The organism is Amycolatopsis sp. lyj-112 (assembly GCF_046549055.1).
Lineage (GTDB): Bacteria > Actinomycetota > Actinomycetes > Mycobacteriales > Pseudonocardiaceae > Amycolatopsis.
Window position 1 is genome coordinate 179,988 of record NZ_JAJPWS010000005.1, and the last position, 10,657, is coordinate 190,644.

General features: G+C 68.5%; 14 protein-coding genes. 8 read left to right on the forward strand and 6 right to left on the reverse strand.

Annotated elements, in window-relative coordinates:
* Nucleotides 1–548: 548 nt before the first annotated feature.
* The gene (locus tag ACLJRL_RS19290; RefSeq protein ID WP_410657595.1) at nt 549–725 is read right to left on the reverse strand and encodes a hypothetical protein; all 177 of its coding nucleotides are present in this window, start codon (nt 723–725) and stop codon (nt 549–551) included.
* A 224-nt stretch (nt 726–949) separates the two neighbouring features.
* Entirely contained in the window at nt 950–1,228 is a 279-nt protein-coding gene (locus ACLJRL_RS19295) for a winged helix-turn-helix transcriptional regulator (RefSeq protein WP_410657596.1), read from the reverse strand.
* Between the two features lie 185 nt (nt 1,229–1,413).
* Between ACLJRL_RS19295 and ACLJRL_RS19300 the strand changes: the two genes are divergently transcribed.
* Nucleotides 1,414–2,253, forward strand: coding sequence for an SDR family oxidoreductase (locus ACLJRL_RS19300; protein ID WP_410657597.1), 840 nt, complete (start codon nt 1,414–1,416; stop codon nt 2,251–2,253).
* Nucleotides 2,254–2,280: 27 nt separating this feature from the next.
* Complete coding sequence (locus ACLJRL_RS19305) at nt 2,281–3,120, forward strand: class I SAM-dependent methyltransferase (RefSeq protein ID WP_410657598.1); 840 nt, start codon at nt 2,281–2,283, stop codon at nt 3,118–3,120.
* A gap of 1 nt (nt 3,121) precedes the next feature.
* Here the strand turns inward: ACLJRL_RS19305 and ACLJRL_RS19310 are convergent, their stop codons facing one another.
* The 4 genes from ACLJRL_RS19310 to ACLJRL_RS19325 are packed head-to-tail and all read right to left on the reverse strand — an operon-like array spanning nt 3,122 to nt 5,827.
* Entirely contained in the window at nt 3,122–3,763 is a 642-nt protein-coding gene (locus ACLJRL_RS19310) for a class I SAM-dependent DNA methyltransferase (protein ID WP_410657599.1), read from the reverse strand.
* 11 nt (nt 3,764–3,774) lie between these two features.
* Complete coding sequence (locus ACLJRL_RS19315; protein ID WP_410657600.1) at nt 3,775–4,539, reverse strand: putative protein N(5)-glutamine methyltransferase; 765 nt, start codon at nt 4,537–4,539, stop codon at nt 3,775–3,777.
* Nucleotides 4,536–5,303: an NAD(P)-binding domain-containing protein gene (locus ACLJRL_RS19320; RefSeq protein ID WP_410657601.1), complete on the reverse strand. Its 768-nt coding sequence runs from the start codon at nt 5,301–5,303 to the stop codon at nt 4,536–4,538. The genes ACLJRL_RS19315 and ACLJRL_RS19320 overlap by 4 nt, the downstream gene beginning before the upstream one ends.
* Nucleotides 5,304–5,311: 8 nt before the next feature.
* Nucleotides 5,312–5,827 (reverse strand): DinB family protein, encoded by a 516-nt coding sequence (locus tag ACLJRL_RS19325; protein WP_410657602.1) that lies wholly within the window; start codon nt 5,825–5,827, stop codon nt 5,312–5,314.
* Nucleotides 5,828–5,922: 95 nt separating this feature from the next.
* On the opposite strand from ACLJRL_RS19325, the gene ACLJRL_RS19330 reads away from it, so the two are divergent.
* The 6 genes from ACLJRL_RS19330 (at nt 5,923) to ACLJRL_RS19355 (ending at nt 10,646) form a co-directional block, all read left to right on the forward strand.
* Nucleotides 5,923–6,459, forward strand: a complete 537-nt coding sequence (locus tag ACLJRL_RS19330) for an RNA polymerase sigma factor (RefSeq protein ID WP_410657603.1) — start codon at nt 5,923–5,925, stop codon at nt 6,457–6,459.
* Between the two features lie 32 nt (nt 6,460–6,491).
* Complete coding sequence (locus tag ACLJRL_RS19335) at nt 6,492–6,959, forward strand: peroxiredoxin family protein (protein WP_410657604.1); 468 nt, start codon at nt 6,492–6,494, stop codon at nt 6,957–6,959.
* A gap of 32 nt (nt 6,960–6,991) precedes the next feature.
* The gene (locus ACLJRL_RS19340; protein WP_410657605.1) at nt 6,992–7,597 is read left to right on the forward strand and encodes a TetR/AcrR family transcriptional regulator; all 606 of its coding nucleotides are present in this window, start codon (nt 6,992–6,994) and stop codon (nt 7,595–7,597) included.
* Nucleotides 7,581–9,200, forward strand: coding sequence for an acyl-CoA dehydrogenase family protein (locus ACLJRL_RS19345; protein WP_410657606.1), 1,620 nt, complete (start codon nt 7,581–7,583; stop codon nt 9,198–9,200). The genes ACLJRL_RS19340 and ACLJRL_RS19345 overlap by 17 nt, the downstream gene beginning before the upstream one ends.
* 368 nt (nt 9,201–9,568) lie before the next feature.
* Nucleotides 9,569–9,973, forward strand: coding sequence for a hypothetical protein (locus tag ACLJRL_RS19350; RefSeq protein ID WP_410657607.1), 405 nt, complete (start codon nt 9,569–9,571; stop codon nt 9,971–9,973).
* An 88-nt stretch (nt 9,974–10,061) separates the two neighbouring features.
* The gene (locus ACLJRL_RS19355) at nt 10,062–10,646 is read left to right on the forward strand and encodes a DUF4865 family protein (protein ID WP_410657608.1); all 585 of its coding nucleotides are present in this window, start codon (nt 10,062–10,064) and stop codon (nt 10,644–10,646) included.
* Nucleotides 10,647–10,657 lie beyond the last annotated feature (11 nt).

Genomic DNA, 10,657 nt, shown 5'->3' on the forward strand with positions numbered 1-10,657 from the left:
ATGCATGAAACGGAGTGGTGGGTCCGGAAACCTCTCGCGGGGGATCTCGGTTCGCTCGCCGCCTCCTGGAGTGTCATGAAAGGGTCTTTCAGGACGTTTTTTGTCCTACGAGACCCTTTCATGACACTCCAGGCGATCCCTGGCTGAACCCGAGGCCGCGAGGCTCAGGCATCCGCCGACCCCGAGGTTCGCCGGAGCAACTGTCTTCCTGTGCGCGTTCGACACCCCAGACGTCCGGGTTGATTCGTCACTGTGACGTAATAAGGATGGGTGATCGGTCATCTGATCCACGTCTTCGAGGGCGTCTCTGGCCACTGAGGTCCGAAGGCCTGACTTCGGGGCGCAGGAAGACCCGGGGAGACCGCGGGCGCGTGCCACGCGACGAACGGAGCTTCCGCAGTGTGGTGCGCGGCCGGAAAGACCCCTTCAGGTCTCGTCAGAGACCCCTCTCGGGCCTCGTTATCCTGGTCAGCCAAAGTGCCGATAATGTACATTATGTCAAGTAGCCGGGATCTGGGGCTGCGAAGGCCTCCCCGGCGCCACTTTGGCTACTCGGTTTGATACCAGACGTTCTCGTCCCAGAACGGGTCATCGCTGTCGCCGTCGTAGTGGTTGACGAGGTAGTCGCGGATCGCCGGCCAAGTCGGGTCGTCGCTGCTCGTCCCCTCGGGGTTCAGCGGAACGGCGTGTCCGTGCGTGAAGATGCCGAGCTGCTCGCCGCGCATGAAGGTCGCGCTGATGCCGGGCCGCGCCGCGAGATGACGGGCTTAGCGGCCTGGCGGTGGGTGCCGACGATCCAGCGGCCGTGCAGGAGGTGCCCGTCGACGCCAGCTGATGCGTGGCTCACCGCGCCGGGTGACTGTGGCGATGGCGAGGGTGCACATGCCTTGGCAGACTCGACCGACAGCCTGGCTGCTGACAATCACGAGAACCGGTGGCATCGCACCGCCTATACCGCACTGCGCGGCGACAGCCGCTGTGTGATCCGGCCGAACAGTTCGGCCAGTGGTTCGCCGACTTCCTCGCCGAACTCAGTCAGGCCGTAGGTGACCTGAGGCGGAGTCGTCGGCGTGACTTTCCGCCAGACGAGACCGTCCTGGACCAGCGCGCGCAGGCTCTGGGCGAGCATCTTCTCGCTGATGCCCTGGATGCTCTCGCGCAGCTCGTAGAACCGGAGGTCGTTGCTCTGCAAGGAGATCAGCACCCAGATCCCCCACCGGCTGGTCACGTGATCGACCACCTCGCGCGCGGGACAGTCGGTGTGAAACACCTCATACCGAGCCCCGGTATCGGCCTCTGTGAACTGCGCGCCTTCCGCCACGTGATGAGCTTACCCCGAGGTATGTCCTTACCAAAAGTTAGCCCAGCTCCTAGCGTCTTGACCACAGAGAACATCGGACAAAGGAGCTGTTCATGATCGTAGTGACCGGGGCTACCGGGAATGTTGGCCGGCCGTTGACTCAGGCGCTGGTCGAGGCCGGCGAGCAGGTGACGACGGTGTCGCGGCACGCCGCAACGGCGCCGGACGGCGGCCGCCATGTAGTGGCCGACCTGGCCGATCCGGCCGGCCTCGAGCCCGCGTTGGCCGGGGCGAAGGCGTTGTTCCTGCTGCTTTCGGGCGACCTGCACGCCGCCGGAGCCGACCCGGCCGACATCATCGGCAAGGCCACGGCCAGCGGGGTCCGCCGGGTGGTCCTGCTCTCCACGTTGGGTGTGGCGACCAGGCCCTTCGGCACGACGCGGATCGCGATGCGCGCGCTGGAAGACGTGCTGCGGGACTCCGGGCTGGACTGGGCGATCTTGCGGCCGGGTGGCTTCGCCTCCAACGCCTTGTGGTGGGCCGAGTCCGTCCGCGCGCGGCAGGTCGTCGCCGCGCCCTTCGGTGACACCGGGGTGCCGATCATCGATCCGGCGGACATCGCCGACGTGGCCGCGGCTTGCCTGCTGGACGACCGGCACACCGGCGGCGTGTACGAACTGACCGGTCCGGAGGTGATCACACCGCGCCAGCAGGCGGAAGCCATCGCTGCAGTGCTGGGCTCGCCGGTGCGGTTTCACGAGCTCACCCGCGACGAGGCCAAGGCCGGTATGGCCCAGAGCATGCCGGCGGAACTCGCCGACGACACCCTGGACATCCTCAGCTCCCCGAGCCCGGCCGAGTTGCGCATCAGCCCGGACGTCGAGCGGGTTCTGGGCCGAGCGCCGCGTTCGTTCGCCGAGTGGGCAGCCCGTAATATCGCCGCGTTCCGCTGAGACTGATCAAACCCTGGGGTAGCCGAAATGACCGAGAGCACCGCTGTGCGCGTCGATCCGTCCAACGCGCGGATGCTGAAGGCGTGGGACGGTGAGGAGGGCGCGCGCTGGACGAAGCGCGCTCAGCGGTTCGACGACGGTGTGGCCGCTTACCGTGACACGTTCTTCGCCGCGGCCGGCATCCAACCGGCCGACAACGTCCTCGACGTCGGTTGCGGCGCCGGCCAGACGACTCGGGACGCGGCACGACAAGCCGTTGACGGTTCCGTGCTCGGCGTGGACCTGTCCGGTGAGATGCTCAGTCTCGCTCGTCGGCTCGCCGAACAGGAACGTGTCCCCAACGTCTCTTTCGAACAGGTGGACGCCCAGGTCCATCCGTTCGCCGAGGCGGGCGTCGATGTGGTGATCAGCAGGCATGGATCGATGTTCTTCGGTACTCCCCTGGCCGCGTTCGCCAACCTGGCCCGGGCGACGCGGCCGGGTGGCCGTCTCGTACTGCTGACGTGGCGGCCGTTCCGGCTCAACGAATGGATCACCACGTTCCGGACGATCTTCGCCGCCGGTCGTGAGATGCCGCCGTTCGACCTCGCGCTCAGCGACCCGCTCGAAACCGAAGGGCTGCTGACCTCCGCCGGGTACGCCGACGTCCGGTCGACCGCGGTGAACAAGCCGATGTACTTCGGTCAGGAGGTCGATGACGCGGCCGAGTTCATCGTCGAGCAGCACGGTGGGCGGTTGAGCGACCTGGACGAGAGCACGCGCACCAAGGCCATCGAGACGCTGCGGGCCGATCTCGCCGAGCACCAGACCGACCGAGGCGTGTTCTACGACTCGGCGGCCTGGCTCATCGAGGCTCGCCGTCCGTGACCTACTGTTTGCGGGCGATCAGGTAGGCCTGCCGCGTGCTCTCGAACTCCTCGGATGGCTCGCGAACGAGTTCCGACACCATCGAGAACCCCGTCTCCCCCAGCTGTCCGGCGATCGCCTCCGGCAGCAGCCGGTAGGCGTCACACGAGATGTCGTGCCCGTAGGCGTGTTCGATGTGGCGCACTTCGTCGCCGACCTGGAAGGCCAGCATCAGGTGCCCGCCCGGGCGCAGGATGCGGTGGAAGTCGGCGAAGATCTCCGGCAGCCGCTCCCGTGGGGTGTGGATGATCGAGTACCACGCGACGACGCCGGCGAGTGCGCCGTCCTCAATGGACAAACCGGGCATCTCCCCGATCCTGAAGTCCAGGTGTGGATACCACTTCCGGGCGACGGCGATCATCTCCGGTGAGAGGTCGACGCCGTGGACGTCGAGTCCCAGGCCGTGGAGGTGTTCGGTGATGCGGCCGGGTCCGCAGCCGATCTCGGCGACGGGCCCGCCGCCGCCGGCTTGGACGAGTTCCGCGTAGGCGCCGAGAACGGCGCGGTCCCAGGTGGATCTGGCGAGATGGCCGCGGAGGAGGTCTGCGTAGTCGGCCGCGACCGTGTCATAGGCGGTGCGGGTGATGTCGAGGTAGTCGGTCACGGCTGGGGACCCTATCCCCTGGCACCGACAACAATCGTCGCGTAGAGCTCGTCGTCGGTGATCACCTGCGGGGTCAATCCGTTGTGCGCCACGGCTACCGCGGTGCGTGCGGCCTGGCTCTCCCCGGTTTCGATCAGCAGGTGCCCGCCCGGTGCGAGCCATTGTGGTGCTTCGGCGGCGACTCTTCGGTGGACGTCGACGCCGTCCTGTCCGCCGTCGAGTGCGACGCGGGGTTCGTGGTCGCGGGCTTCGGGCGGCATCATCGCGATGGCGTCGGTGGGTACGTAGGGCGCGTTGACGATGAGGAGGTCGACGTGCCCGCGCAGGGAGGCGGGAAGTGGCGTGTAGAGGTCGCCTTCGTAGACCTCTCCCCCGGCGTCGGCGACGTTGGCGCGGGCGCAGCGGACGGCGGCGGGTTCGATGTCGGCCGCGTGGAGCCGGATTTCGCCGAGCTCGGCGGCGATGGCGGCGCCGAGTGCTCCGGTGCCGCAGCAGAGGTCGAGGACGGTGGCTCCCGGTCCGGCCAGGGTGACGGCGTGGCGGACGAGGAGTTCGGAGCGTTGGCGTGGCACGAAGACGCCGGGTTCGACGACGATACGGAGTCCGCAGAACTCCGCCCAGCCGAGGATGACTTCGAGTGGTTCGCCGTCGACCCGGCGTTCGACCATGGTGTCGAGCTCGGCGGGTGTGCGTGCTTCGCCGCTGAGGAGCCGGGCTTCGTCTTCGGCGAAGACGCAGCCTGCTGCGCGGAGCCTGTCGATGATCGAGGGGGTCACCGGTCTCGCAGCCTGGTGAGGATTCCGTCGAGGGCGTGCCGGACGGTGTCGGGGACGCCCTCGGTGCGCAGTTCGGTGAGGAGTTGTTCGTTGAGCCCGCCGGGGGTCATGTGCTTGCCGGTGAGGGTTTCGAGGGCGCCGTCGTGTTCGAGGAGGGACTGGCCGAGCTGTCCGAAGATGTGGCTGGTGAAGGTGGTCGCGACGGTGTCTTCGATGCCCTGGTCGGTCATCCAGGCGGCGATGGTGCCGAGGTAGTCGAGGTGGGCGGCGAAGGTGGCCGTCGCGGCGCTGAAGACGTTGAGGCCTTCTTCTTCGTCGGGGACGACGGTGCCGCCGATGCTGTCGAACAGGGTGCGGGCGGCGGCGTTGTCGGGGTACATGGCGGTGAGGCTCTGGCGGCGGGCGGCCGGGGGCAGCGGGATCGTCCGGACGACGTCGCCGGCGGGCGCGGCCCATTCGCGCAGCTGGGCGAGGCGGGCGCCTGCCAGGGCGCTGATCAGGACGTGCTCGGGGCGGAAGGTCAGGTCGGCGAGGACTTCCTGGGCGATCGGCGGGCGGACGGCGAGGACGATCGACGTCGCGTTGTCGAGCACTTCTTGGTTGCCGGCGCAGACTTTGACGTTCGGGAAGCGGTCGGCGAGTTCTTGGCCGACGCTGCGGCTACGCGGTGAGAGGAAGATCGACGGCGCGTCGGTGACGTCTTTGCTGAGGCCTTCGACGATGGCCGCGGTGATCTCCCCCGCGCCCACGAATCCGTAGTTCATGGTCACTCCTAGGCGCCGGTGACGCCGTCGACGCGTTCGCGGATGAGGTCGGCCTGTCCGTTGTGGCGGGCGTATTCGCCGATCATGTGGACGTAGGTCATGCGCAGCGAGAAGGTGTCGTCGCCGTGGGTGAAGGTGTCGTCGAGTGAGCCTTCGGCGGCGGCTTCGTCGGCGAGGCGGATTTCCTCGAGGAGGGTCGCGTAGGCCTCTTCGGCTTTGGTGGCGTCGAGGACTTCGAAGTCATGGTCCTTGCCGAGGGCGGGGTCGTAGAGCGGGCCGATGTCCTGGGCGGAGTAGCGGAGGCGGAACCAGATGCGTTCGACCTTGGCGAGGTGCCGGATGAGGCCGAGGAGGGTGAGGTTGGACGGCGGGACCGAGGCCTGGGCGAGTTGTTCTCCGGTGAGGCCGGCGCATTTGCAGAGGAAGGTGCTGCGGTGCCAGGCCAGCAGGCCGGGCAGGAGGGTGCGCTCGTCGGCGGCGGTGTCGCCGGACGGACGGGTCACCTCAGGGGCGGTCCAAGTCATACCGGCGATCATGCCATCGGGTGAATCCTTTGATGTACGCGCCGACTCTTGTAAGGGCCGGGACACGCTCGGCGTCGGAGGAGGTAGGGCCGGGTATGGCTGAGGCGGGTTGGCCCAGGGAGGCTTTGGTCGCGGCCGCGCAGGGTGGGGACGCGGTCGCGATCGCTGCTCTGGTGTCGGGTTCGCACCCTCATGTGCAGCGCTTCGCGCGTTCTTTGTGCGCTTCGCCGGAGGATGCGGAGGACTCCGCGCAGGAGGCGCTGATCATCCTGTACCGCAAGATCGGCACTCTGCGGGCTTCCGGTGCGCTCGCGTCGTGGATGTTCCGGATCGTGCGCAACGAGTGTCTGCGGCGGGCTCGCCGGGCGTTGCGTGGTGATGACCTGGCGCGTCTCGATGCGGCGGTTTCGGCGGAGGACGACGTCCTGCAGCGGCTGGAGGCGGGGCGGGTGGCCGAGGTGGTGGCCGGGTTGCCCGCCGATCAGCGTCGCGTCCTGATCATGCGGGACATCCAGGGCTATTCGGGCCGGGCGGTCGCCGATGCGCTCGGCTTGAGCACTCCCGCGATGAAGTCCCGGCTGCATCGGGCCCGGGCGACGGTTCGCCAACTCCTGCTGAACGACCCGAAGTGATCGATAGCCGACCCATCTCACGAGGAGATCTCATGCTCGAAACCGGATTCCCGATGCCTGACATCGCGCTGGAAGACACCGCCGGGAAGGCGGTCCGCCTCGCGGACTACCGCGGCACGGAGAACGTGCTGCTCTACTTCATGCGCTCGACCGGTTGCCCCGTCTGCAACGGCCACGTCAAAGACCTCGCGGGGCGTGCCGCGGATCTGGCGGCCGCGAAGGTGCGCGTCCTGGTCGCGGTGCCGGAGGGCCGGGCCGAAGCCGGGGCCTGGCGGAAGAAGCGTGCTCTGCCGTTCCAGGTGGTGACCGGTCGGCGCGGTACTCCCCATGAGGCGGTCGGGCTGGTGAAGAAGGTGTTCGGTGCTCTGCAGCAGTCCGGCAGCCTGCTGATCGACCGGGACGGGGTGATCCGTCATGCCCATGCGGCGACCATGCCTGTCAACGGCTACGACAAGAAGGGCATCGCCAAGGCCGTCGACGATCTGCTTCGGGTTCGTTGACTGAAGGTGTGAATCGGTGCTTCACTTCTTGAGTGCCGTACCGCCGTACCCCGAAGGTCCAAGAGCGTTTGGACACCCAGCGCGACGCCCTGCTCGCCGCAGCCATGGAGCAGTTGGCCGAGCGTGGTTACGCGGGCTGTTCGGTGTCGGCGGTCGCCGAGCGCGCGGGGGTGGCGGTCGGGAGCGTGTACCGCCACTTCCCCACCAAGGCGGCGCTGGTCGTCGAGCTGTTCCGGAAGGTCGTCACGCGTGAGGTCGAGGCCGTACGCGTGGTGTCGGAGCGGCCGGGCACGCCGGCGGAGCGGGTCGTGGCCGTCTTCGACACCTTCGCGATGCGTGCGCTGAAGACCCCGCGGATGGCGTACGCGCTGCTCGCCGAGCCTGTCGACGCGCCGATCGAGGCCGAGCGTCTGGTGTTCCGGCGTGCTTTCCGTGACGTCGTGGCCCAGCACGTGGCCGATGGCGTCCGTGCCGGGGTGCTTCCCGCGCAGGACGCCGAGGTCACCGCGGCGGCGCTCGTCGGGGCCGCGGCCGAGGTGCTGATCGGCCCGTTGACCACCGGCAGTGCGGACGAGGTGTCCGGGCTGCGCACTTTCGTCCTGCGTTCTTTGGGAGGTTCCGATGCCGGCCACTCATGAGGTCACCAACCAGGTGCCGCCGTTGGCGGAGTACGACGCCGCCGCCGATCCGGCGTTGCTGGAGGCGCTCGAGCGGGCGGACGCGGGCTGGGCGGTGGCGGAGGTGCACGCCCTGGGCAGGCTGGCCGGGAGTGAGCAGGCCCAGGAGTGGGGCAGGCTGGCCAATGAGAACGAGCCGGTGCTGCGGACGCACGACCGGGCCGGGAACCGGATCGACGAGGTCGAGTTCCACCCTTACTGGCACGAGTTGATGGACGTCGCGGTGTCCTATGGGCTGCACGCGACGCCGTGGCGGGATTCGCGGCCGGGCGCGCATGCGGCGCGGGCGGCGAAGATGTACGTCTGGGGCCAGGTCGACGCCGGGCACACGTGCCCGATTTCGATGACGTACGCGGCGGTTCCGGCACTGCGGTTCAACGCCGAGCTTTCCGAGCGGTACGAGCCACTGCTGGCGTCGACGGAGTACGACTTCGGGCTCCGTGAGCCGAGCACGAAACGCGGGCTGATCGCCGGGATGTCGATGACGGAGAAGCAGGGCGGGTCGGACGTCCGGGCGAACACGACGACGGCGCGGCCGCTGGGTGACGGCAGCCATGTGATCGTCGGGCACAAGTGGTTCACCTCGGCGCCGATGTCGGACATGTTCCTGACGCTGGCGCAGGCGCCGGGCGGGCTCTCCTGTTTCCTGCTCCCCCGTGTGCTGCCGGACGGTTCACTCAACGGGATCCGGCTGCAGCGGCTCAAGGACAAGCTGGGCAACCGGTCGAACGCGTCGTCGGAGATCGAGTACGACGACGCGATCGGCTGGCTGGTCGGCGAGGAGGGTCGTGGGGTCCGGACCATCATCGAGATGGTGAACAACACCCGGCTGGACTGCGCGGTCGGGAGCGCGGCGGGGATGCGGTACGGCGCTGTGCGGGCGATCCACCACGCGCGGAACCGGCAGGCGTTCGGTGCGCACCTGGTGGATCAGCCGCTGATGGGTAACGTGCTGGCGGATCTCGTGGTGGAGTCCGAGGCGGCCACGACGGTGGGGATGCGGCTGGCCGCGGCGACCGACCGGGTCGGTGACGAGCAGGAGCAGGCGTTCCGGCGGCTGGGGCTGGCGGTGACGAAGTACTGGGTGTGCAAGCGCGGTCCGTCGCACGCGGTGGAGGCGCTGGAGTGCCTGGGTGGCAACGGGTACGTCGAGGAGTCGGGGATGCCGCGGCTTTACCGTGAGGCTCCCCTGATGTCGATCTGGGAGGGTTCGGGCAACGTCGCCGCGCTGGACGCTCTCAGGGCGATGGCCAAGCAGCCGGAGTCGGTGGCGGCGTATTTCGCGGAGGTCGAGCAGGCCGCCGGTGGGGACGCGCGGCTGGACGACGCGGTGGGCCGGTTGCGTAAGGAACTGTCCGACCTGTCGGACATCGAGTACCGGGCCCGGCGGCTCGTGGAGTCGATGGCGTTGGTCCTGCAGGGTTCACTGCTGGTGCGGCACGGCACGCCGGCGGTGGCCGACGCGTTCTGTGCGTCGCGGCTGGGCGGCGACTGGGGTGTCGCGTTCGGGACGCTCCCGTCCGGTGTGGACACTCGCGCGATCATCGCCCGCGCGAAGGTCTGAGTTCCTGGCGAGTGAGGCAACGCTGTGGTCGTGACCCGGGTGGCACGGCCCGCACTCGCGTGATCAGAGACGCATCTCGCGTGATCAGACGCCGTACATGCGAGTGCGGCATCCAGTCACGTGAGTTCCGTGCCTGATCACGCGAGTCACGCCTTCGTCCTGGTTGCGAACAGACGCCCTCACTTCGACACACAGTGCCCACCTGACCACGTGGCGCTGCGGTCCGGTCGGTTCCTCCGGCCGGACGGCGCCCGGGCACTGCGAATGGCGGCAGGATTGCGGAATTCGGGCGCATCCACGGGGTCGCGCGTCGGCTACGTTCGTCGGTCATGGTCGATCCTGCGGCATGTCGCCGAAGACTCCTGCTTGTGATTCCCGTGGCACTGTTCGCCGCCGGTTGTGCGACGGCGGAACCGACGCCGATCTTCGCTCAAGCGAGCACGAAACCGGCCGCGGGGACCGTGCCGATGGCCGAGGCGGCGGCGCCGTCCGGTGCCCCGTTCGTCGCGGCGGACGGGCGGAACCTGAGAGCCTGCGCCGACGGCACGTGCGAGGTCCTGGTGAGAACCGGTGATCAGGTGCCCAACGACGGCGGCGCGGGGCCGCTCTCGGTGGCGGTGCAGGCGGGGAAGGTGGGCCTGGCCCCCGCGTCGGGCGGGATGGGCGAGGCGGTGTCGGGGCCGGCGGGGATGGCCCACCAGATCAACCGGCAGCTGATCGTCATCCTCGCGGTGCAGGACGGTGAAGGAATCATCAGGCTCAGCAAGAAATAACGTACTCCGCCGGGGACGGTGAAGTTCCCACCGGCGAGTTCGGATCGGACCTCCCTGTCCACTGCCTGTACCTACTAGTATGTACGGCATGCACGCGATGCAGTACGAGATCACGCTCCCCGCCGACTACGACATGGGCATCATCCGCGAGCGCGTCGCCACGCGCGGGCACCTGGTCGACGACTTCGCCGGGCTCGGGCTGAAGGTGTTCGGGATCCGCGAACGCGGAGTCGACGGCTCGACACTGAACCAGTACTCGCCGTTCTATCTCTGGCACGACGAGGCCGGGATGAACACCTTCCTGTGGGGCGGCCCGTTCACCGGCATCATCGATTCGTTCGGGCGGCCCGCCGTGCAGCACTGGACCGTGCTCGGCTTCGAGGACGGACCGGCGTACGGCATTCCCCCCGTGGCGGCGGGAAAACATGTCGAGCAGATCCCCGCCGAGGCCGACCCGGTCGCGTTCCTGGGCGAGGCGCTCGACGGCCTCCGCGAGCACGTGCGGCAGGAGGGCGCGCATTCCGGCGCGCTGGCGGTCGATCCGCGGAGCTGGCAGGTGGTGCGCTACAGCCTGTGGCGTGACGAGGCGCCGAAGTCGGACGAGGTCCGGTACCGGATCCTGCACCTGTCCTCGCCACAGCTGGATGAGCTGCGGCGAGGACGGCAGTGGTGATCGGTGCGGTG